Origin of the sequence: Pseudoalteromonas sp. S558, from assembly GCF_005886635.1 — a bacterium.
Classification (GTDB): domain Bacteria; phylum Pseudomonadota; class Gammaproteobacteria; order Enterobacterales; family Alteromonadaceae; genus Pseudoalteromonas; species Pseudoalteromonas aliena.
In genome coordinates this window covers 1-23995 of record NZ_PNDU01000048.1, presented here as the reverse complement: position 1 = coordinate 23995, position 23995 = coordinate 1, and the positions used below count along the sequence as shown (strand labels likewise).

Below are 23995 nucleotides of genomic sequence, written 5' to 3'. Positions count from 1 at the left end.
ATCAATTTAACGAATTAAATTGCACTATAACGTCGTTAAAAAATTTTTTATTTAGAACAACTAGATACAAAAATTTTTGCCTAGTTCTAGCGTAATTTTCTTAACGTTAAATAGACCCCATATATAAGCAGATTGGTATAACCTAATCTAGGGCGAGTTAGGTATACCACTTGGATAAAATTAATTTGGTTTCGTGTAATTATTTATTGGTTAAGCAGATGATTGTGAAATCGTATGAGGATATTACGGGCTGTTTACTGAAGCTTGTCTGAATTACATTTGTATATGAATAGAAAAATAATTTATGGGGGGCGATATATAATATCAATCTATAGAAGTCGACTATGAGTAGTTCAAAGTATTTACTAATAAGTCTTAGTAAATACTTTGAACCGAGTGTCAGCTAGTCTGCGTATTTTGTTGCTTTGTAGCTTAATTTAACGTTCCAGAACGGTGCCAGTCCATTTATACGAACTTTCCACTTACCGCCTTTTGGATTGGTAAATGTGCAGCTTTCAGTGTTTCCTCTATTTATTGAAGCACAATCATTTCTAAAGTAAGTTGGCTTTTTGTTGTGTCGCGCAAATAAGTTGGCGTCGCCCCAGCCACCGTTAAGGTTAATTGTAAGCTCGTCATATCCTTCTGGGATTTCAACGGTATAGCTCTTCCACCAAAACCAGCCGCTAATATTATTAATTTCACCCGTTATTACCTCAGGCTCAGGAGTTGTAACAGAGGTAGAGCGAATATCAATTATTACAGGGTCATGATCTGACGCGCGATAAGCACTTTCTGAGTAAAGACTAGATTGTTGAGCATCACTTTTAAATTCAACATTATAATCAAGCGAAATTGGCTCATCAGCATTAATATGCCAGTCTTTAGCCGATACAACTTTACTAAGTAATGATGCACTTGCTACAGCATGGTCAAGGCTACCAGCACGACCAGAAAAGCTATAAGAATAGCCAAGCGTATTGCCATCTAATTCAGAAATAACACTTTTATAGCCTTTATCTGCAAACGCACGTATAGGGTCTTCCATCGCATAAGCATTCATGTCGCCGACTAAAATAATATCTTCGTCGTCAATACCGGTCGGTTTGCTGTTTAACCAATCAGCGTATGCATTAGCGCCTTGCGTACGTATTTCATTCCAACAAGCTTGGCCATCATTTTGATCTTCGTTAGCACCACTGGCACTGCCGCAACCACCTTTAGATTTTAAGTGTGCTACAGCCACTGTAAATACTTCGTCGGTTGCTAAAGATTTAAAGCTTTGCGCAATCGGAGCGCGATTACTAAAATCAAATGGAGTATCAGTTGTTATAGCGGCGGTACCGACCTCTTCTACTTTATTGGTGCGGTAAATTAATGCGGTAGTAATTGCATCGGTGCCAATTTTATCAAGATTAAAGTTAACAAATGCGTATTGATTGGCCGTATCAGCATCGTTCAACGCATTTACTAGGCTCGCAATAGCGCTAAATTCACCAAAGCCATCATTTTCTATTTCCATCAAGCCAACAACATCGGCCTGCATTGCACTAATCGCACTGACAATTTTAGCTTCTTGGCGAATAAATTCTGCTTCTGAATCTGCCCCGCGACTAGTAGGGAAGCCTTGGCCTTCACCGTCGCCATTAAAGTAATTGAGCACGTTAAAGCTTGCTACACGTAGGTCTGCTTCAGTGCTTAGCTCTGGTGCATCTTTACGCGCATTTGTTGCAATAAACTGAGGTGTTACAGTTGGATGAATACGATAAAGATTAAAGCTATAAGCCAGCGCACCGGTAATGGTATTTACCGTGTCACCAGTACGTAATGTATTTTCTGCCGATAAACCCGGCGCAGGGTAGGCGGTAGGATCTAGGTTTTGAGCCGTTGAACCGTCATCAATTAAGATTTTTTTAGTTAAATTTGCGGCTTCAATTGCATTGGCTGCTTCACCCGGTAATGCGATTTGCGTACCTTGGTATAAGCGCTCTGTTGCTACTTCTACTTCACCATATCGGCCAAGAGCATAGTTATTGGTAACCACCAATGGTTGTTCTAATGTAACTAGCATGCCTTCAAATGGCTCTAAATCATCGGTATTGGCTAAAGGTAAAGTGATTTTTGTCGCAGCTACAGTTAAACCAGTATCACAAACAGACACTTGGCTTACGCTGCCAATTTGTGTTGCATTGAAATACTCTTCAACAGTACCTTGCACGCGCACATGGTCTCCAACACTTACGTCAGTATTTGCAAAGTATACAAATACACCTTCGGAAGTTAGCGGGTTAGCATCTATATCATCAGCAAGTGAGCTTACAAAAAAGCCTTTTAATTGACCGTCACCTTGGAAGTCTGCGGTTACAACACCTTCTAGTTCAACAAGAGTACCCATAAGTGGACTTGCAGCACCATTGCCTTGAATGACATTAATTTGTGTTTTATCTGCACCACACACTAATGGTTCAAGCGGTTCTGGCTCTGGATCTACAGGGGTTGTGCTACCAAAAACACCTAGGCCATCAAAGTCATCTTGGCTGAACTGAATCCACTCTTCACTTGGATCAAAGGTCGAATCGGGTAAAGTACGACCAATTAATATACTCTCTTTGCGGCGAAGTGTTTTATTTTGTGTTTTTACTCCGCCTCCAGACCAAAATGAACCTGGATCAACACCGCGTTGACCAAAGCTATCAATAACAGTCGCGCCTTGAGTAAGTACTAATGCATCATCACCATTAAAATTAGCAACGGCACTACTAATGTTTGCTTTGTCTTTAAGTGCAGTTACAGAGGATGCATTGGCGATAACATAAGTGCTGTTAGCTGCAAGGTTGCCGGTTAAGCTGATTTTATTGCTTAGCGTTGTTTTACCATTTGAATATAAGCTGAGCGTATAACCATCAAGTGAAATTTCGCTTGATGATGTGTTATAAAGCTCTATTGCTTTGTTGTTACTACTACCTTCAATATACTCAGATATTATTAGATTAGCAGAGGCAGGTGCGCTTAGGCTTGCGATGACGAGTGCCAACGGTGTTATTTTTGTTTTAAACATATTTAGTTTTTCCCGTGTATTAATATCCCAAATGGGACACCAGTTTAGGGAATAAAGGTGACAGAAATAATACTTAAATGTTAATAGATGTAAATAAGGCGGTTTCCCGCCTTTTTATTATTTATTTTTTAGCTAGATACTGTGCAGCTTGCTTTGCAAAGTAAGTCAAAATACCGTCAGCTCCAGCACGTTTGAATGCAAGTAAAGACTCCATTATGGTTGCTTCTTCAGCGAGCCAGCCGTTATCAATCGCGGCTTTATGCATGGCATATTCTCCGCTCACTTGGTATGCAAAAGTAGGCACACCAAACTCATCTTTAACGCGGCGTACAATATCTAAATAAGGCATACCTGGCTTAACCATAACCATGTCTGCACCTTCTTGTAAGTCTAGAGCTACTTCACGAATGGCTTCGTCGGAGTTAGCAGGATCCATTTGGTAGGTTTTTTTATCGGCTCCTTTAAGATTACCTGCCGAGCCAACAGCATCTCTAAACGGCCCATAGTAGCTTGACGCGTATTTTGCTGAATAAGCCATAATACGAGTATGAATAAACCCATCTGCCTCAAGTGCTTCGCGAATAGCTGCAATACGACCGTCCATCATATCTGAAGGAGCAATAACATCGGCCCCTGCTTCGGCATGGGATAGTGCTTGTTTAACTAAAATCTCAGTGGTTACGTCATTCATTACGTAACTTGTGTCATCAATAATGCCGTCCTGACCATGTGTTGTAAATGGATCAAGCGCTACATCGGTGATCACACCTAACTCTGGGAACGCTTCTTTTAATGCGCGAACGGTGCGTTGTGCCAAACCATCATCGTTGTATGCTTCTTCGGCCATAAGCGATTTTTTATCTGCTGGCGTAACTGGAAAAATTGCAACCGCAGGTACGCCAAACTTAACCAGCTCTTTAGCTTCTATTAGTAATAAATCAATAGATAAGCGTTCTATGCCTGGCATTGATTCAATTGCTTCACGACGATTTTTGCCCTCTAGCACAAATACCGGGTAAATAAGATCATTAACACTAAGTTGGTTTTCGGCCATTAGGCGGCGCGAAAAATCACTACGGCGCATTCTGCGCATACGAGTGTACGGAAAAAGGTCGAGTCCTGATTGGGCCATATTAATATGCTCCTACTGTGGGATTGGAAAGGTAACTACTTGATCGCGGCCGTTTTGTTTAGCGTAATAAAGCGCTTTATCGGCGCATTCAGTAAAAATTTCAGGTTTGTTAATATCATCGGCAACACAGGTATACACACCTGCGCTAATTGTAAATTTAATTTCAGTACTCGCAACCGTTACGGCACTTTTTGCGATTGCTTTGCGCATTTGTTCTGCAATATCAAATGCTCCATTTTGTGGTGTGTTTGGTAAAAGCACTACAAACTCTTCACCGCCATAACGTGCGACCTCATCAAGTGGGCGTTTTAAATTGTTCTTAATAATACCAGACACTGCTTTAATTACTTGATCGCCAGTTAAATGCCCGTATGTATCATTGACTAATTTAAAGTGATCGATATCAAGCATAATTATACTCAACGGGGTTTGTTCACGGCGAGAGCGACGCAATTCCATTATTAATTTTTTATCAAAGAATCGACGATTTTTTACACCGGTTAAAGCATCTTCAGTATTGAGTTGTTCAAGCTCTCTATTTTTTTCTTCAAGCTCTCTTAAGGTTACTTGTAGTTCAAAGGTGCGTTCATCAACTTGTGCTTCAAGTTCTTGGCTTGCTTCTTCTTGTAAGGCAAGGCGCTCTTTTAGTAACGCATCTTGAGCTGCACTCTCAGCAATTAAGGTTTGTTGCGTTACTACCTGTTTGTCGTGTTCTAAGATTGATTGTTTCATTGCCGCGTAACACAGGCTAAAAGCACAACCTAAAAAGCAAATAAAAACAAACGTAAGGCTACTGCGATTAAAAGCATATAAGTCAAAAACAACAACGCTAAAGTACAGCATAACCACTAAAAATGAGCAGAGTGAAAATAGCAGTGCTTTACTTGGTTTAGAAGGGTTAGTTCGTATACATATTAGTGTAGTTAAAAGGTAAAGGCTCAATACAATAGGCGTAATAGCTAAACAAAGAAGCGTAGCCATTGAGCTTGGTAGCAACCAAATAAATAACAGTAAAATCGCAAATAAACTGCTTGTTATATTTTGTGTATGCAATAAAAAAGAGGATTTAAGTTGGCAAATTTGTTGCTGCAAAGGCAAAAACAATAATGTAATTACCATAATTAATATAGGAACTATTACTTGCTGAATTGCGGGGAGATTAGGATGAAAGTAACGCACACCAAACCCACAAAAATATGAAAGCAGTAAACCTAAGGTAAGCGTTATTATACTCACGTAAGCAAAGTAGGGCTTCTTCGAAAAACCATACAAAACAAGACAACTTAAGGCCAACGAAAAAACAAAACCAATAATCAAACCGTATATTAAATTAATTTTACTTTTATGGGCTAAATAGGCATCTTGCTGCCATAAGGTAAGTGGTATACGTAATCCTCCATCGTTAGTCACTTTGAGTATAACGGTCGTTATGCTATTTGCGGGCAACGTTAATTTAACTAATAATGATTCACTTTTTATAGGGCGCTCGGCGAGTTTAAACGTATCACCAACTTGGCTATGGGAAAGTAGTTCTGAATTATATAAGTGAAATACCTGAGCTTCATTTAGTAGCGGATTATCAAGTGAGAGTAAAGGAGCTACATCGTAGTTTAATGTATTTCTCAATGTAAAATAAAGCCATACAGGTCGTTTTTCAAAGCCTAAGTTAAGCGGTTTGTTTATTATTTTTTGCCATTTAGTAAAATCGCTTTGTGTTGCGTTTAATAGTGATGTGGGGGCAAAGGAGTAGTGTAAACTATTGATGTTTTGTTGTTTGAAGTCTTGGTTTATTATTATAGGTTTTGCAAAAGAAAAAAATGCGCAAAGTAACATTAGTATGCTAAATAATGTTTTTGCGTATGCCATTAACGTGTCTCTAGACTAAAAAGTTGATAGAAGTTTTCTGTAGTTTGCTTTGCTATTATCTTTTCATCTATTTGGTAAAGTTGAGCCAGTGTTTGGCAAACATAGGGTAGTAATGAAGGTTCATTTTTACGTGATTTGGGTTTAGGTTTAACTGTACGTGGAATTAAAAATGGTGCATCAGTTTCAATTAACAACCGCTCTATTGGAATGCTTGGTACTAGCTTTTGTAGTTCTTTACCGCGCCTTTCGTCGCACACCCAGCCAGTAATACCTATATAAAGTCCCAAATCTAAATAGCTTTGCAGTGCATTAGCATCGCCGGTAAAACAGTGTAATATTCCCCGCACGTTAAACTCTTTGAGAATGGCGAACATATCTTCAAAAGCATCACGTTCATGCAAATAAACAGGCAAGTTTAAACTTTCAGCAAGCGCAAGTTGGCGCCTAAAAACGCTGCGTTGAGTATCTCTAGGTGAAAAGTCACGGTTATAATCCAATCCACATTCACCAATCGCAATAACATGATTATGGCTTGCGAGGCTGGTTAGCTGATTTTCTAGTTCTTCGGTCGCTGATTTTGCATCGTGAGGGTGTATACCCGCTGTAGAATACTGTTGAAACTTTATAGCAAGTTCAAGCGATTGCTCGCTACTAGCTATATCACAGCCAATAATTAGCATATGACGAACACCAGCATCTTTTGCGCGATGCACAATATCGTAATGCTGATCATCAAATTGATGGTTGGTTAAATTAACCCCAGAATCAATTAAGGTATATGGCATTATTTAGTTCGTTTAACGCGAATAGAGCGGTTTTGACCATCTTTTTTTAATAAAAATGAGTTAAATACGCCACGACTGATTACAATAGTATCTGCTGTTTTTAAACGCATACTATCTGAACCAATTTGACGCCACTGTTGACCGTTATCTAGCGTAATAATCAGCTCGCCATAAGCCGCTTCTTCAATACTACTCACCGCTGCTGTGATTTCATCGTCATTTTCTTTCGCAATCTCTTTATGCTCTAAACCAAAATCGCCATTTTTTGTTTTTGTAGTATTTGCAATGGCAACTACTGAAGCTGGTGAGGTATTTTGTAGAGATTGTGTAGCTGCTGCTGGTTTGCTCAATGGCTTACCAGCCATAACATTGTCGTAGCAAAGTAAACGGTTAAAATCATTTTCAATAAATGTACACGCTTGAAGTGCCTGCAGGTTAATTTCATCAGCATGTGCTACAGGGATACTTAGTAAAGCTAATAATGGTAGTAGTTGTTTTTTCATTTTATTCCTCAGATTCTTGTTGTGGTTTAACGGTATAAAATTTCGCTAGAATTAAACCTAGCTCAAACAAAATTAACATGGGTATCGCTAATAATGTTTGTGATAACACATCGGGTGGCGTTAAAAACATAGCTAATACAAAAACGCCTACGATAATATAAGGGCGTTTCTCTTTTAAGCTTTGCGTTGTTGTTGCACCGCTCCAACATAAAAGCATAATGGCTACTGGTATTTCAAAGGCAATGCCAAATGCAAAAAATAATTTTAATACAAAACTCAAATAGCTACTTATATCGGGCGCAAGAGTCATCATCTCTGGGCCTGTACTTGTAAAAAAGCCCAAAATAATAGGTAATACTGCGAAGTAGCAAAATGCAATGCCACTATAAAATAAAATAATACTAGAGGCGAGTATGGGCATGAGCATACGTTTTTCGTGCTGGTATAAACCAGGTGCTATAAATCCCCAAATTTGATGCAGTATCCACGGAATAGATCCAAATAACGCCACAAATAATGTCAGTTTAAAGGGAGCAAAAAACGGTGCTGTTACATCGGTTGCAATCATCGTCGCGGTACTTGGTAAGTGCGAAACCAATGGTGCTGCGACAAATGTATAGATATCGTTTGAAAAATACGCAATGGCAATAAAAATAGCTAAAATACTTAATAGCGATTTAATGAGCCGATCGCGCAACTCAATTAAATGAGCAACAAACCCTGATTTTACTTCCTCAGCCATTACTTTTTATACCATATAAATAAGTTGACCAAATTGAGAGTGGTTAGTTTCACTTTTTTTCATCAACTTGGTGGTTATTGGGTTTTTCTATGTGATTTTTTTTATAGCTGTGGGTTACTGATTGTGCGGCCTGCTGTAGCTCACTTAACGAACTTTGTAGTTCAGGGCTTAGATCTTTTAAATTTTGTTGCTCAGCTTTCTTAAGATTTTCGTGTAATTCGTGAACACGCAATTCTTCACTTACTTCGGCTTTCACTGAGTTTGCTAAAGATTTAGCTGTTTTTATCCAGCGACTCACCGTTCTAATAGCGACAGGTAAACGCTCAGGGCCTAATACGACTAAGCCAACAATTAAAACAATAACAAGCTCCCACATACCCATGCTAATTAAGCCTTATTATTATCTTTGGTTTTGTCAGTATTGGTAGACTCAGTAGGTGTTGCGTTTTCTGATTTTTGAATTTGCTCAGCCATATCTTTATCTACGTCTTTATCGTCAGATATAGCTTTTTTAAACCCTTTAACTGCACCACCTAAATCACTACCCATGCCGCGTAATTTCTTTGTGCCAAAAAGTACAACGATTATCGCTAAAACAACCAGTAATTGCCAAATACCCATATTGCCCATGGTTTTCTCCAATATATAAAACGATTAAATGTATATTTTAAATACTAATTATACGCCGACTAGCGTAAATAGCACTTAGTTTATTCGCTGCGCCATGCTGCTATAAAACCTATTATTGAGCAAGAAATTGCAATACTTGCAGCAACTAAGTCATGCTGTAAATAACAAAGCGCCGACATGATCATCGTCGCACTCGCAAACAAACTTAACACTAACGGTTTATGAGATGTCTTTTGGATATGTATTTGAGCTTGAGGTGTTCGTTTTAAATTTTGATAAATTAAATCAGGTAATTCAGGCATTTTTTCTGCCCAAAAAGGTAAATTAGCATACATCTTTTTTAGTACTGATAACGGACCAACTTGCTGCTTCACCCAATCTTCTAAAAAGGGTTTAGCTGTTTTCCATAAGTCGAGTTGCGGGTAAAGCTGACGCCCTAATCCTTCAACGTATAATAAGGTTTTTTGTAGTAGTACGAGTTGAGGTTGTACCTGCATATTAAAACGGCGAGCAGTATTGAATAAATTAACAAGTACGTGACCAAATGAAATTTCAGCAAGTGGCTTATTAAATATAGGTTCGCAGACGGTACGAATTGCAAATTCAAATTCTTCAATGCTGGTGTCGGCTGGCACCCAGCCTGAATCGACATGCAGCTGTGCAACTTGGCGGTAATCTCGATTAAAAAAGGCGATAAAGTTTTCAGCTAGATAGCGTTTGTCTTCTTTATTAAGTGTGCCAACAATACCGCAATCTATGCCAATATATTTTGGGTTTTCAGGATGCTCACGAGATACAAAAATATTGCCAGGATGCATATCAGCGTGAAAAAAGCTGTCTCTAAATACTTGTGTAAAAAATACTTCTACGCCACGTTCAGCAAGTAACTTCATATTAGTATTTTGTGCTAATAATGCATCGGTATCTGATACGGGAATACCGTAAATGCGCTCCATTACCAATATATTATTACGACTGTAATCACTATACACAGCAGGGATATAAAGCGAGTCAGAGTCTTCAAAGTTACGCTTAAGCTGAATACCATTAGCTCCCTCTCGCATTAAGTCGAGCTCATCGAGCAGCGTTTTTTTATACTCTTTAACAACCTCTACGGGGCGTAGACGTTTTGACTCATTGTGTACTGTGGCAAGTACTTTGGCGAGCTTTTCCATTAACGCTAAATCGGCATTAATTTGCTCATTAATATTAGGTCTAATAACTTTAATAACGACATCTTGTGCAATGCTTTGATCGTCAATTAATTTAGCTGTATGTACTTGTGCTATTGATGCAGAGGCCAGTGGTGTTTGCGAAAACTCACTAAATAACTCACTAATATCATTTATACCAAGGGATTTTTCTATAATTTTTTGTGCAAGTTCACCTTCAAAAGGTTGTACTTGATCTTGTAAAAATGCGAGCTCCAGAGCGATATCGTGCGGTAGTAAATCGCGCCGAGTCGAAAGCATTTGACCAAATTTAATCCATACAGGACCAAGTTCTTGTAATGCTAAGCGTAAACGCAAACCTGCTGGTTTTTCTTTATGTTGATTGCGCAACCAAAATAAGCTGCCTCGTGCAATTTTGGCAAACCAAGGCGTTTTATGCTTAGGAACTAACTCATCTAACCCATAGCTAAGTAGCGTTTTAGTGATGTAATACAATCGTGCAGTCGACACAAAAAATCCTTAGCGAGTTTTAATGTTTAGGAGGGCGTTTATACGCTGTTCAATAACGGCAACTTGACTTTTAAGTACTCGGTTTTGTTGTTTAAATTGCTCAAGTTCTAGTGGGTGAATCGTAATAGCAAGCTCATCCTGACATAAACTAGTAAGTGTAGTGCTTAACTGTTTTTTTACTTTACTGCCTTGCTGCTTAAGCGAGGTTAATTGTAAATACAGTTGCTGGGCTGGCGCATCGCCAATATGCTTTGATAGCTGTTCTGGCCAATCAATATCTAAACTAGAGAATGCATTACTGTAGGTTTGAGCAATGTGTAAATCGCCTTGCAAATCGAGTTTGTCTTGGCGTATAAGCTGCGTAAGCATCGCTGGATTTTTGAGTGCAATGAGCGTATCAATATCAGCGCTAATCATACAATCAGCATTGTCGCTGTTTTGCGCCGAATATAAATGCAGTTTATCATCAGCGAAAACAAGTTGAATGGTTTGTTGCCAATCTCTCACTTCAACAACTAAGCGCTGTTGCTTAACAGCGTTTAGTTTTGGCAAAAGCTGTGGGTCGAGCTTAAGTGCTTGATTAAGTACGCGCTCAATAAGCGAAAGTACAAAGTTTGGTAGCATAAAAAAAGTAGATGTATCAAGTGCATCATTATTTTTTTCAGTTGCTTGTTCAAGCGCCATATCACTCTGCCTTAGTATTTAAAACCACGGTGAAGTGCAACAATACCACCTGTTAGGTTTTGATAAGTTGTTTGTTCAAAGCCAGCTTCATCCATCATTGCCTTTAACGTATCTTGATCTGGGTGCATACGAATCGATTCCGCTAAATATTTGTACGACTCACTGTCATTAGCCACTAGTTTGCCCATTGTTGGCAACAAATTGAATGAGTAAAAATCGTAAGCTTTACTGAGTATTTCATGCTCAGGTTTTGAAAACTCGAGGACCAACAAACGGCCACCCGGCTTTAAAATTCGGTACATAGAACGAAGAGCTTTGTCTTTATCGGTTACATTACGTAAACCAAAAGCGATAGTGATCACATCAAAGCTATTATCTGGGAATGGCAGCATTTCAGCATTCATTTGCACGTAGTCGATATTACCTACTAAACCGAGGTTATGCAGTTTCTCACGACCAACTTTTAGCATAGAAGAGTTAATATCGCCTAAAACAACTTGGCCTGTTTCACCTACTAGTTGGCTAAATTTAGCGGTTAAATCGCCTGTACCACCAGCTAGGTCAAGAACATGATGGCCTTTACGTACACCAGAGCTCGCAATGGTTTGGCGTTTCCATAAGCGATGCACACCAAAAGACATCAGATCGTTCATTACATCATATTTTGCTGCTACTGAGTGGAATACATCTGCAACCAATGATGCTTTATCGTCTTCAGCTACTGTTTTATAGCCAAAATGCGTGGTCTTTTCTGGTGTCTCGTTCATGATTAATCCTATCGTGGCAATAGAGCTTAGTGTACTTTATTGTGCTGTATGGGTGCAATTTGAATATGATCTACCAGGTGATTTAATGCCCAGCTGTAAAACAGCTTTGTCCAAGTGAACGGGCTTTAAAGGCTGCTTGAGATGCTTTTTTTGCAAGTTGATTAAAGTTGTCTACCAAGTCATGTTGTGCAATACCTAAAGATAAATTAATAGCTGGGAATTTAATGCCGTTTTTTGAGCTTACAAAACGTAACTTCTCTACCCCATTACGTACCTTTTCGGCGATTAATGTAGCTGTTTCAGGATCGATATCAGTAAGTAATACGGTAAATTGATCTTTTGCTGTTCGACCCGCTAAGCCACTTTGAAATACATATTTTTGTACTTGTTTAGCTACTTTATTTAAAATAACCTCACTGATCATGTCACCATAATTATCGGTAAAGTGGTCAAGGTTATCTATTTGTATTGCAATGGCGCAAATAGATTTTTCTTGATTAGTCCATAGTTGCGTTTGCTGTGTTAAGTAGTGGCGTTTATAAAGCCCTGTTTGACTATCAACAATATGCTCTTTGCGAAGTTGGGTAAGCTGTTTTTGGGTTTTATTATGTAACTGTTTAGCCTTACTCAATTCTTGTTGAAACTTCTTTTGCTGCTTAAGCAAAGCGTTTGTCTGCTCGCTGAGAGTTTTTAGTGCAAGGCGGCTTTGCTCTACATTATTTTCATCAAAACTATGTACGCATTCATTTACGTGGTCAGCAAAACGAACAATTTGCTTTTCTGTATTGTGTGCACTTAACGAGAGGGTATTTATTACAACATCAACATTTTGAATTATTGAGGCTTGTTTTGTATGTCCTAAATTTAAAAATTCAAAGTATAAATGCTCGATTAAAATACTATCTATGCATTCATCTTCAGCAATCTTACGATCTACTTCATTATTCAGCGCACTATTTATTTGGCTAATATAGGTATAAACAACCTGAAAATTAAGTGGTGTAGGGGGTAGAGCATAACGCTCTAAAAACATACACACTTTAGTCATTTTTTCTTGTGCTACAGCCATGGAGTCATGGAACATCATTTGTAAATACCAACTAAGTACATGCAAGTGCCAATTAAAATAACTCAATCCTTGAGGTGGTTTTGCATCCAAGCTTTTATTCTTTTTTACTACAGTAATCGTTATGGTTACTATTTAAAAGTAAAAACGGATACTTAGGAACTTAAATATTCATTTTGGCAACTTGATAGCTGATTTTACCATCAATTTTGGCTTTTTTAAGCTAAAAATTAATCAGCCAAAAGTAATTGGTTAAATGGGCGTTAGTTACATTGTAATACTGAACTTGGTCTCATTTACTTGCTATTTATTTGACCTTCGATATTTTTGTAAAATATATTATATCCTGAAGTTAATTATAATGAGCCATTCTGTACTGCGACCACTACGCCAATCTCTTTTTTGTGGGGTGCTTTTATGCACGCTAAGTGCGTGTCAAATAACAACGTTCAATGCAGACCAACAGTTTACAAAAGTAGCGGAAAATATTGTTGATTACAGGCAAAGCATCAGCCCATACAGTAATTTAGAAGGGGTAGATGGTTACTTGTTGGCAAATTTGTCACCCGAGTTTTTAGCACGAGAATATAACAATAAAATACAGTTACTTGCTGAACTAGATGCCATAAACGTTGAAAAATTAAGTGATGAGAATCAAATAAATTTCAGTATTATTAGAGCGCAAATACAAAATAGCGTTGATGAATATGTATTTAATGCGCACTATATGCCGCTGACATCCGAGTATGGTTTTCATTCGGGCTTATCGTACATCGTAAATAGCTCGCAGTATAAAACACAGCAAAATTATCAAACTTATTTAGCACAACTAGCGCAAGTGCCTCGTTTTTTTGAACAAAATATCTATTGGATGAAAAAAGGTCTCGAGACGGGCCTTACTCAGCCTCAAACTGTATTAAAAGGTTATGAAGAGTCAATTAGCGCCTACATAGTCGATGATGTAACGACGTCTGAGTTTTATAAACCCTTTTTAACGAATACAGCAGGTTTAAGCGACAGTGAATTTAAAGCGCTACAGAAAAAAGCTGAAGTCATTATAAAAGAAAAGGTTATACAGTCTTATAAACACTATTTAGCATTTTTTACGCAGCAGTACCGACCGGGCTCCCGCACAAGTATTGGTATATCAGAAACACCCAAAGGTGAAGCTTTTTATAAAAATAGAGCTAAGCACTACACTACGACTCAAATGACACCTAAAGAGATTCATGAGCTAGGCCTACAAGAGGTCGCTCGTATTCGTAGTGAAATGGAAAATGTCATAAAAGAAGTGGGTTTTAAAGGCACGTTTGCCGAATTTATTCACTTTTTACGTACGGATCCACAGTTTTATGCCACCACAGCAGAGCAGCTTTTAAAAGAGGCCGCTTACATTGCAAAAAAAATGGATGCTCAGCTTCCTAAGTTATTCAATACTTTGCCACGTAAACCTTATGGGGTAGCGCCAGTACCAGCAAACATTGCGCCTAAATACACAACAGGTCGCTATTCTGGTTCCAATCGAGACGATGAGGCTGGTTATTATTGGGTTAACACTTATGCACTCGACAAGCGGCCTTTGTATGTTTTAGAAGCGCTTACTTTACATGAGGCGGTACCTGGGCATCATTTACAAATTTCACTCAATGCAGAACTAGAAAATTTACCGAGCTATCGTCGCGATGCTTATTTATCAGCATTTGGTGAGGGTTGGGGGCTTTACTCTGAATATTTAGGGATCGAAGTTGGCTTTTATCAAAATCCCTATAGTCAATTTGGGCGTTTAACGTATGAAATGTGGCGAGCCGCGCGTCTAGTCGTTGATACGGGAATGCATATGTATGGCTGGAGCAAAGAGCGAGCAATGAATTTTATGAGCGAAAACACTGCGCTTTCGCTGCATAATGTAAAAACCGAAACAGACCGTTATATTTCGTGGCCTGCACAAGCGCTATCTTATAAAATTGGTGAATTAACAATTAAGCGTTTACGGACTGAGGCAGAACAAGCACTAGGGCAAAGTTTTGACATACGTGAGTTTCATAATCAAGTTTTACGCCATGGTTCAGTGCCATTATCAGTACTGGAGACACAGGTGCGTTTGTATATAAAAGCTGAGTTGGCAAAGCAACAGAGTTAACCACAAAACGGTTAAAGTCTTGAACAAATAAAAGTGTTATGTCATTTTGATGGGCATAGCATTTTTTTATTTTAGAAACAGCCATCAAGGGGCCTTCGATGAGCAATTTTATAATGTTTAGTATTGATGTATTTGCGAGTCTGTTTATTGTTTTTTTAGGATTGTTAGTATTAACAGTCATTATTTTTTATATTCGTGATGTGACACAAACTAAGCATGCGATCAGGCGTAATTACCCTGTAATTGGTCGATTTCGATATTTTTTTGAGCGCCAAGGTGAGTTTTTTAGACAGTATTTTTTTGCTCAAGACCGAGAAGAGATGCCATTTAACCGTGCAGAACGCAGTTGGGTTTATCGTGCTGCAAAAGATGTTGATCGCACCGCTGCATTTGGCTCTACACAAAGCTTAGAAGTAACAGGCACCGTCATGTTTATGAATTGTGCATTTCCCACGCTTGATGAAGAAGCGCTCGATCCTAGTAATGTGACTTTAGGGCCATATTGCAAAAAGCCTTACACCACAAATTCACTTTTTAATGTTTCGGGTATGAGCTTTGGTGCACTTTCAAAACCTGCTGTACGTGCTTTATCAAAAGGGGCAAAGTTAGCAGGTTGTTGGATGAACACAGGCGAAGGTGGCTTGAGCTCTTATCATTTAGAAGGTGGAGCTGATTTAGTCTTTCAAATTGGTACCGCTAAATACGGTGTGCGCGATGAACACGGAAATTTAAGTACTGAAAAACTCAAAGAAGTAGCCGCTCATGAACAAGTAAAAATGTTTGAGTTAAAAATGAGTCAAGGGGCTAAACCAGGAAAAGGCGGTATGTTACCAGGGCGAAAAGTTAACGCCGAAATCGCAAATATCAGAGGCATACCAGAAGGACAAGACTCTATCAGTCCTAACGGTCATCCCGAAATTAAAAGCCCCAGCGATATTCTCGATATGATTGCTACAGTGCGTAACACGACTGGAAAGCCAACAGGTTTTAAAGCCGTTATTGGTGCTTACGGGTGGTTAGAAACTTTGTTTGCTGAAATTAATCACCGAGGTATAGAGTCAGCACCTGACTTTATTACCATTGATAGTGCTGATGGAGGGACTGGCGCAGCTCCGCAACCTCTTATGGATTCGGTGGGTTTACCACTGCGTGAAAGTTTACCGTTAGTTGTCAGTATGCTTAAAAAACACGGGCTTCGAGATCGTATTAAAATTATTGCTTCAGGCAAACTAATAGTCCCTTCAAAGGTTGCTTGGGCACTAGCACTTGGCGCTGATTTTGTAGTATCAGCACGGGGTCATATGTTTGCTCTTGGCTGTATTCAGGCTATGCAGTGTAATAAAGATACCTGTCCTACGGGGATCACTACACATAATGAGCGGTTACAACGAGGTTTAAATGTGGCAGATAAAGCGCAGCGAGTAGCTAACTATAATAAGTATGTTCATTATGGTGCAGGACTCATTGCACACTCTTGTGGTGTTAGTAGTGCTCGCGAATTAAAGCGTGAGCATGTACGTATAGTGCAAGAAAGCGGCCTTTCAGAACCGCTAGATAAAATGTATGAAAACTATAAGTGAGTTAGATAAAAAGGTGATTGAAACCATTAGAAGCAGAGCACCACTGAGCCTTGTTGATGTTATTGATTTGAACCATTTAACGAATACTAAAGTTATTCTGCTTATGGAGACACGCCCTAAGGTAACTCATTGGAAGTTTTGCTCAAAGGTCATTTCCTTACCGGTAAATATTTAATAAAGGTTTTCTATCACCATGTCACATTTAACGTTAGTACTACTACAAAGCTCGCTACACTGGCTTGACAAAGATGCTAACTTAGCCATGTTTGATAAACAACTCGACGCTATCACTAAACGGCCAGATCTCATTTTATTGCCCGAAACATTTTCGACTGGCTTTGCTATAAACCTAGACTGTGCAGAGCCCGAAAATGGCAAAGTACTTATGTGGCTAAAAGCGCAAGCACATAAGCATAATGCGGTTGTGGCAGGTTCGGTATTGGTTGTGCAAGGTGATAAAAAAGTGAATCGATTTTATTGGGTTAAACCCAATGGAGATGTAAGCTATTACGATAAACGCCATTTATTTCGCCTAGGTAATGAAGGCGATTTTGTTGTAGCTGGGCAAGCGCGTAAAGTTTTTGAAATCAACGGTTTTAAATTATTGCCTCAGGTGTGTTACGACTTACGCTTTCCGGTATTTCAACGTAATAACAACGACTACGATGTAATGATAAACGTAGCAAATTGGCCTGCTGTGCGTCGCCATATTTGGGATACGTTACTCATGGCGCGTGCAATAGAGAACTTGTGCTACGTAGTGGGCGTGAATCGCGTGGGTGAAGACGGTAACGGTATTGCACATAACGGTGGTACAGCGGTATACGATTTTAAAGGCGATACACTCGCAAAAGCGCAAGATAACACCGAGCAGCTAGTTACTATCACGCTTGAAAAAACGCCACTGGATGAGTTTAAAGCAGCGTTTCCTGCCTATTTAGACGCAGACCCTTTTACATTAATGTAGGGCACGTTAATTTAGCATCGAGCCAATAAAGTGTTAAAATAGTTGCTGATATTTTTTGTTGGCGGCAAATTTTCGTATGAATACTTTAATCACTCCTGTAATTTTAGCCGGTGGCATAGGCTCTCGCTTATGGCCGCTTTCTCGCCAAGCAATGCCCAAGCAGTTTTTACCGCTGCTTAGTGGAAATACGTCATTACTACAAAGCACGCTTGCACGTGTTTCTGATAATCAGTTTAGTAACGCTATTTTAGTGTGTAACGAGCAGCACCGATTTATTGCTGCTGAACAAAGTGAGCAAGCAAAGCCACAAGCAATATTGTTAGAGCCACAAGGTAAAAATACTGCTCCGGCGATTGCTCTTGCAGCGTATTACGCACTGCAAAATGGTATTACAGGACCGATGTTAGTGATGCCGGCTGATCATCATATTGAAGATTTTAATAAACTAATAAAGCAATTAAAGAGTGCTGCAGTACTGGCTATTCAAGGCAAAATTGTGACATTTGCAATCACGCCAACAGAGCCCCACACAGGTTATGGTTATATAAAACAGGGCGCAGCCATTACAAATACAGGTTGTTTCGATGTTGCCCAATTTAAAGAAAAACCTAACTTAGATACAGCAACTCGCTATTTAGCTCAAGGTGGTTATAGCTGGAATAGCGGCATGTTTTTATTTACCCCAACAGCCTATTTAAAAGAGTTAGCACGTTTTGCGCCAAAAATAGCAACTAGCGTGGAGCAAGCAGCCAAATTTACTAAAGATTTAGGTTTTACACGGCCACATAAAAGTGCGCTTGAAAGTTGCCCTAGTGACTCTATCGATTACGCCATTTTAGAGCGCAGTAACAATGTGGTCGTCATGCCTGTTGATTTAAAGTGGAGTGATGTTGGTAGCTTTTCATCCCTTGACAGACTTACAAAAAAGGATGAAAACGGTAATAGTTTGAATGCTAATTACATGGCTCAAAAAAGTACTAATAACTTAGTTATTAATGAGGCTGAGCACACAATAGCTACGCTTGGGGTAAGTGATTTAGCGATTATTCATACTCATGACGCCACGTTAATCGCAAACCAACATGAGCTGGACTCTCTGCCTTTGTTACTTAAGCAAATTGCTACAACACAGGCTGATAAACTTAACCATCATCAAGTGGTTTTTCGCCCATGGGGAAATTACCGTACTTTGGTTGAAGGCACTGGCTTTAAAGTTAAAAAAATTACTGTTAATAGTGGCGCTAAACTGTCGACGCAGCGCCATCAGTATCGCGCCGAACATTGGGTTGTGGTTTCGGGTATTGCAGATGTATGTATTAACAAGCAAGCCTATACATTAACGCATGACCAGTCGTGTTATATCGCTGCACAGCAAATCCATAGCTTGGCTAATAATCAAAAAGAGCTGTTAATTGCCATAGAGGTGCAAACGGGTGCAGTGCTTGATGAAAACGATATAGAGCGATTTGATGACAAATATGGCAGAGATTAAAAAACCAAAGTTATGTCAAAAAGGGCGTTTTGATATCTATGAGTAAAGTAATTTATAAAATCACGGCAGATGTTAATCATTACAGAGTCATATTTCCTGATCGCGAAGCCTTGTGTGAATCTGAGTTATGGAAACCTGATGGTTCATCAAAAGAGTCGACATTAATAAATTTTAGTGCCCATTATAATCAAGAAAAAAAGACTCCTTTAGGTGATTTCACTGCAATTAATTTACAAGGCCTTGCTATAAGGGATCATGTTGCAAATGAATTAGCTGAGCTTTTTGAAGATTCTGGCGAGCTACTTCCTTTCTATGTCGGCAATGACAATTGGTACTTTTACAACATCACTCGAAAAGTAGAGGGTATGTTGAATGTTGAAATGAGTACTTTTATGCTACCCAGTTTAAATATTGGGTTACAAAAAGCGGTATTCAAAAATGAAAAATTACCTAAGCATAGCTGTATATTTAAAATGGCAGAGGATCGCTTTGAAGGTACATATGTTTTTGATTCTCGTATAAATGATAAAGATATTTCTTTAAACCTCTTTTGTGCCTTGCGAGCACATGGTTTCACAGGTCTTAACTTTGAAGAGATAGCGAGATTTGATTAACGCGAAGTGCAATATAAAAAACCTTAACGCTTTTTAATTTCACTCTAACTGCCCGCGTACAAACTTTAAATATTCCTCTAAGCTTTTTTGCCATAGATCTAGCGCTTCGTTAAGTGAATTGTTGAGAGGTTTTTTATCAAGTAAACGGCGCTCTATTTTTTTAAGCTCAATGCCATAGCGATTAAAACCAAGTTGCAGAGCGGTACTTGCTTGGCGATGTAAAAGTTTAATGCATTGCTCTGGTTGCTGGGCGATCAAATTTTGGCAGCGAATAAGTTTATTACGTGCCGAAAGCACAAATTCATTATAAATCGACGACACCTCATCTTCACTAAATGAACTTGTTAGTGTTTCGGCGGCTGTTTTGTCGTATAGCGTATCTATTAATTCAACGGTAATGTTAGCTGTTTGATTTGATTGGGAGTCACTAAGTGCTTGGCGAAGCTTTTGATGCTTAATTGGTTTGCCGACTATATCTTTTATCCCTAATTCTAAATACTCTTTAACTTCGTCAGGACTAAGGCTGGCAGTAAAAGCAAGTACTGGGGTTCGCTGATTTTTGTGATCAATGCGTTTTAGGCGTTTTAGTACTTCTTGACCGGTTAAGTCAGGTAAGTTCATATCAAGTAGTACTACGTCAAAGTGATGAGCTTGCATAAGCTCTATTGCGCTTTTCCCGTCTTTTGCTAGCTTAATTTTATGTTCGTCGTCGGCCATAAATTCTATAGCAATTTTTTGGTTTAAATCTAAATCTTCTACAAGCAATATATCAAGGCCTGTTAAGTAATCTTTAGTTTGATGACGCTGCTCAACTAAACTCAGTTCGCCCAAAGTAAACGTTACGGTAAAGCTAAATACACTGCCTGTACCGAGCTGGCTATCAATTTCTAATCGGCTGCTTAGTTTTTCAAGTAAGCGACTGGTTATCGCTAAGCCAAGACCGGTGCCGCCTTTTTCTTTTCCGGCGCTGCTTTGCACATAAGGTTCAGTTAAGTAGGCTATTTCTTCGCTTTCAATACCAGGCCCAGAGTCTTTCACGCTAATTTTTAGTGTGTGCTCAAGCTGTTTTTCTAAAACTAAATCAACTTGAATTTTGACGCATCCGTGGTCAGTAAATTTAATGGCATTACCGACTAAATTAATAATAATTTGCCTAAGTTTTTGCTGATCGCAATAGTAGCAGGCCTGTTCGGGAATATTACATGTCAATTCAAATGTAAGCTGTTTTTGTTCGGCAAGAGGACTCAGCAATAAACACAGATTGTTAAGCCAAGTTTTAAATTCTATGTCTTCTTCGTAAAGGGCTTCGTCACTTTGATCTAGGCTTGCATAATCAAGCACTTTGTCGACTAGTAGGTTAAGTGACTCGGCAGAGTTTATAATCGCCTCGCAATAGGCTTTATTGCGGGTATCGCTGGTTTGGTTCATGACCAGCTGAGCACTGCCTAAAATACCGTTAAGGGGAGTGCGTATTTCGTGACTTATGGTCGACAAAAAGAGTCCGCGTATTTCTAAATCTTTTTGTGCTTTATCGGCTAATTTATTGAGGTGCTGCTCTCGACGTTCGTTACATAATAGCGCCATTCCCGCAGCATAAAACATAGGCGCAATAACACCATTTAAAAATAGCAACGAACTAAACCAGCCGCTTGTGAGCAGGCTTTGTTCTTCAATGCTGTCCATAAATAATGACCGCCCAATAAAGCCAAATGCAACAAGGCTTAAAATGATAATGTATAAAATACTGCCGTTAGGGTAGGGCTTGCGGGCAAACTTAATAAAAATAAACAGTAAGAATCCGGCTTCTGCTATGTGTTGAATGTCTGATGCAACGACTCGCTCATGCAAAGATGGATCAAAAAAGGTGTAATAACCCAGTATTAACATGGTAAAAGCGGTAACAGAGCAAAACAGCTTGAAACCAAGTCCTTGGTAGTTCAAAAACTGGCTCAGCGATAAACAATGTACAATTGAGGCTGCGAACATCATGCTACTGGAAATGCTAATAATCGCTAGGTTGTGTGTGTTGCCTATTATGGTAAAACCAATAATAGAGCCTAATAATAAAACAGGGTAAAAAACATAAAGTAATGTGCCGGGGATTTGCTTATTTGTGCGCCAAGTTAAAAAGTTGAGCAAGGTCATTACAACCAAAATAGCTATGCTGGCAAAATAAAGAGTAAAAGAGTCGAGCATCAAAGTTCCAGCAGATTTGTATAATTTTAAATGTTATCAGCACATACAAAAACAGACACTTAAGGTGTCTGTTTTTAATAAAACGAAATGTCTTTAACGAATTTCGTCTGGTATGTTTTGCTGTGCCCAAGATAACAACTCAATACGGTTACGGCATTTTGTCTTTCTAAATGCGCTGTATAAGTGTGTTTTTACTGTGTGTGGGCTAATGCTAAGTTCTTCAGCAATTTCTTTATTTTTAGAGCCATTACTCATTAACGAAATAATTGCTTTTTCTCGCTTAGTGAGTTTAACAGGCTCTATATCACCTTCGGTAAGCTTATGAAGCGCGTCTTTATTAAACTGCAACATACGGTTTAATGCATTACACATTATGTCGCGACGATACCAAAGCTGATCTTCCATTAATAGGCGAATACCTTTCATTAATACATCCGCGTTATCGGTCGTATAAAATACGCCGCGAATACCACTTAATAAAGCGCGGTTCGCTAGCTCTGGGTTTTCATCTAAGTTAAATAATATGATATCGCATTTGATACGTAGGTTGACTAGTTGTTCTTTTAGCTTCCCCCATGCATCTTTGCTTGATGTTTCAATAAACAGTAATCGAGTTCCTTCAGGTATATCTAAAATATTAGTACCTGTGGTTACGTCAAGGCCTTGTGTTTTTAACAAAGGTTCTAAAACGTTAATGCCAATAGTGTTAATTGGCTCTTTATCTAATAGCAAAAAGGCAGAGCTGCTCATGTTTTTTATACTCTTATATGAAGCTGACTGATTAAGTTTATCACGATTCCCACACCTTTAGTATTAGAAATATGGTGTTTTACTTAAAAACAAGTACGATTTTACGGTTATTTAAACATAAAATGTTGCAAATAAGTAATTTTTATTTACTTTGTGATAGTGTTTTTTGTAACACTTGTAATTTCATTTTGAATGAAGCGCCAAATATGCTTATTTTATATAATCACTTTTTTAGTTTCTTGGTATGGAGGCCAGCCCATTTCTTTACCTGCGAGCATATGCAAATGTATGTGGTACACAGTTTGCCCACCATGTTCATTGCAATTCATAACAACGCGGTAGCCGTCGTCAGCAAAGTTGTTTTGCTTGGCTAGTTTTGCGGCAACAGTGTACAAATTACCAACTAAGTGTGAGTTTTCATTATTTATATCATTTATAGTGGCAATTTCTTGCTTGGGAATAATTAATACATGAAATGGCGCTTGAGGATTAATATCTTTAAACGCAAGTGTGTCATCGTCTTCGTAAATGATATCAGCAGGAATTTCACGATTTATTATTTTAGTGAAAATAGTCTCTTGGCTCATATTTGTTCCTAATTAAGTGTTGCGAAGTTTAAACTCACTAATGACAAACTTTCAAAGCAGTGTCAAACTGAAATTAAATAAAGGAGCTAATATGCGTAAATTAATGTTTTTAAGCAGTGCAGTTGCATTGTTGTTTAGTGTATCGAGTGTGGCAGAAAATATTCACTTTCCTGAAGAGTTTGTGCCATTACAAGTAGGTGAGCGCATTATCGAAAGCTCATTATTTAGCCGTGTTGATGATTTAGAGCTTGCGCCAGGAACTTATCAGTTAAGGCTAAAATACACTGATTTATACGAGGATGATTACGATACGCACGAAGTTGTTGAGTCGGAGCCATTTTGGGTTGATGTGACGATAGAGGCAGGTAAAAATTATACGTTAGTATTTAATCGTGCTAGCAATGCAATATCAGCAAAAGTATTTGCACAAGCACCAGAGGTAAGCCTAAAAACAAAAGATAACCCACTAGCGGTACCGCTTGAGACAATCTCTAACAGTGAGTTGGCGAGTGCGATGCCAGCTAAGTTGGCTGCTGCGCATCAAACCAGTCTATTAAAACCTCAAGTGATTAAGCCAATAGCGCCGATTAACGGAAAAGGCATGCCAAGTGCGGCCGATATGCTTGATTTTTGGTGGCAACAAGCAACACCAGCTCAGCAAAAAGCATTTTTAGAAAAAGTAACAAAATAAAGTTATTAAAAAAGGGCTAAATTGGCCCTTTTTAGTTTATTGGTAATACCAATTACATTAAATTAG

General features: G+C 38.7%; 21 protein-coding genes. 6 read left to right on the top strand and 15 right to left on the bottom strand.

The window, feature by feature from the left end; all coding sequences use genetic code 11:
- Window positions 1-403 precede the first annotated feature (403 nt).
- The 12 genes from CWB66_RS03715 to CWB66_RS03660 form a co-directional block, all read right to left on the bottom strand.
- The gene (locus tag CWB66_RS03715; protein ID WP_138584381.1) at window positions 404-3055 is read right to left on the bottom strand and encodes an ExeM/NucH family extracellular endonuclease; all 2652 of its coding nucleotides are present in this window, start codon (window positions 3053-3055) and stop codon (window positions 404-406) included.
- A 121-nt stretch (window positions 3056-3176) separates the two neighbouring features.
- Window positions 3177-4187 (bottom strand): porphobilinogen synthase, encoded by a 1011-nt coding sequence (gene hemB / locus CWB66_RS03710; RefSeq protein ID WP_138584380.1) that lies wholly within the window; start codon window positions 4185-4187, stop codon window positions 3177-3179.
- 12 nt (window positions 4188-4199) lie between these two features.
- Complete coding sequence (locus CWB66_RS03705) at window positions 4200-6053, bottom strand: sensor domain-containing diguanylate cyclase (RefSeq protein WP_077536434.1); 1854 nt, start codon at window positions 6051-6053, stop codon at window positions 4200-4202.
- Window positions 6053-6838 (bottom strand): TatD family hydrolase, encoded by a 786-nt coding sequence (locus CWB66_RS03700; protein ID WP_138584379.1) that lies wholly within the window; start codon window positions 6836-6838, stop codon window positions 6053-6055. The genes CWB66_RS03705 and CWB66_RS03700 overlap by 1 nt, the downstream gene beginning before the upstream one ends.
- Window positions 6838-7341: a hypothetical protein gene (locus CWB66_RS03695; RefSeq protein WP_138584378.1), complete on the bottom strand. Its 504-nt coding sequence runs from the start codon at window positions 7339-7341 to the stop codon at window positions 6838-6840. Before CWB66_RS03695 ends, CWB66_RS03700 begins: the two co-directional genes overlap by 1 nt.
- 1 nt (window position 7342) lies before the next feature.
- Window positions 7343-8083, bottom strand: coding sequence for a twin-arginine translocase subunit TatC (gene tatC, locus CWB66_RS03690; RefSeq protein WP_077536431.1), 741 nt, complete (start codon window positions 8081-8083; stop codon window positions 7343-7345).
- A 49-nt stretch (window positions 8084-8132) separates the two neighbouring features.
- Entirely contained in the window at window positions 8133-8465 is a 333-nt protein-coding gene (tatB, locus tag CWB66_RS03685) for a Sec-independent protein translocase protein TatB (RefSeq protein ID WP_077536430.1), read from the bottom strand.
- A 5-nt stretch (window positions 8466-8470) separates the two neighbouring features.
- A complete protein-coding gene (gene tatA, locus CWB66_RS03680) occupies window positions 8471-8713 on the bottom strand; it encodes a twin-arginine translocase TatA/TatE family subunit (RefSeq protein WP_077536429.1) in 243 nt (80 codons plus the stop codon).
- A gap of 80 nt (window positions 8714-8793) precedes the next feature.
- Window positions 8794-10395, bottom strand: a complete 1602-nt coding sequence (gene ubiB, locus CWB66_RS03675; protein WP_138584377.1) for a ubiquinone biosynthesis regulatory protein kinase UbiB — start codon at window positions 10393-10395, stop codon at window positions 8794-8796.
- 9 nt (window positions 10396-10404) lie between these two features.
- Complete coding sequence (locus CWB66_RS03670) at window positions 10405-11079, bottom strand: ubiquinone biosynthesis accessory factor UbiJ (protein WP_138584376.1); 675 nt, start codon at window positions 11077-11079, stop codon at window positions 10405-10407.
- Between the two features lie 11 nt (window positions 11080-11090).
- Window positions 11091-11846 carry a bifunctional demethylmenaquinone methyltransferase/2-methoxy-6-polyprenyl-1,4-benzoquinol methylase UbiE gene (gene ubiE / locus CWB66_RS03665; RefSeq protein ID WP_077536426.1) on the bottom strand — a complete coding sequence of 252 codons (756 nt, stop codon included), beginning with the start codon at window positions 11844-11846 and terminating at the stop codon, window positions 11091-11093.
- Between the two features lie 82 nt (window positions 11847-11928).
- Window positions 11929-12915, bottom strand: a complete 987-nt coding sequence (locus CWB66_RS03660; protein ID WP_077538887.1) for a GGDEF domain-containing protein — start codon at window positions 12913-12915, stop codon at window positions 11929-11931.
- 358 nt (window positions 12916-13273) lie between these two features.
- Between CWB66_RS03660 and CWB66_RS03655 the strand changes: the two genes are divergently transcribed.
- The 5 genes from CWB66_RS03655 (at window position 13274) to CWB66_RS03635 (ending at window position 19705) form a co-directional block, all read left to right on the top strand.
- Window positions 13274-15052, top strand: a complete 1779-nt coding sequence (locus tag CWB66_RS03655) for a DUF885 domain-containing protein (protein WP_138584375.1) — start codon at window positions 13274-13276, stop codon at window positions 15050-15052.
- Between the two features lie 98 nt (window positions 15053-15150).
- Window positions 15151-16632: an FMN-binding glutamate synthase family protein gene (locus tag CWB66_RS03650; RefSeq protein WP_138584374.1), complete on the top strand. Its 1482-nt coding sequence runs from the start codon at window positions 15151-15153 to the stop codon at window positions 16630-16632.
- Window positions 16633-16825: 193 nt separating this feature from the next.
- Window positions 16826-17599 (top strand): amidohydrolase, encoded by a 774-nt coding sequence (locus CWB66_RS03645; RefSeq protein ID WP_138584373.1) that lies wholly within the window; start codon window positions 16826-16828, stop codon window positions 17597-17599.
- A gap of 76 nt (window positions 17600-17675) precedes the next feature.
- Window positions 17676-19091: a mannose-1-phosphate guanylyltransferase/mannose-6-phosphate isomerase gene (locus CWB66_RS03640; protein WP_138584372.1), complete on the top strand. Its 1416-nt coding sequence runs from the start codon at window positions 17676-17678 to the stop codon at window positions 19089-19091.
- Window positions 19092-19129: 38 nt separating this feature from the next.
- Window positions 19130-19705, top strand: coding sequence for a hypothetical protein (locus CWB66_RS03635; RefSeq protein WP_138584371.1), 576 nt, complete (start codon window positions 19130-19132; stop codon window positions 19703-19705).
- Window positions 19706-19744: 39 nt separating this feature from the next.
- Here the strand turns inward: CWB66_RS03635 and CWB66_RS03630 are convergent, their stop codons facing one another.
- From CWB66_RS03630 to CWB66_RS03620, 3 genes are all read right to left on the bottom strand, one after another.
- Entirely contained in the window at window positions 19745-21901 is a 2157-nt protein-coding gene (locus CWB66_RS03630) for a response regulator (protein ID WP_138584370.1), read from the bottom strand.
- A 93-nt stretch (window positions 21902-21994) separates the two neighbouring features.
- A complete protein-coding gene (locus CWB66_RS03625) occupies window positions 21995-22651 on the bottom strand; it encodes a helix-turn-helix transcriptional regulator (protein ID WP_077536419.1) in 657 nt (218 codons plus the stop codon).
- Between the two features lie 215 nt (window positions 22652-22866).
- Entirely contained in the window at window positions 22867-23238 is a 372-nt protein-coding gene (locus CWB66_RS03620; RefSeq protein WP_138584369.1) for a histidine triad nucleotide-binding protein, read from the bottom strand.
- A 91-nt stretch (window positions 23239-23329) separates the two neighbouring features.
- Between CWB66_RS03620 and CWB66_RS03615 the strand changes: the two genes are divergently transcribed.
- Window positions 23330-23929: a DUF2057 domain-containing protein gene (locus CWB66_RS03615; protein ID WP_077536417.1), complete on the top strand. Its 600-nt coding sequence runs from the start codon at window positions 23330-23332 to the stop codon at window positions 23927-23929.
- The last annotated feature ends 66 nt before the right edge of the window (window positions 23930-23995 follow it).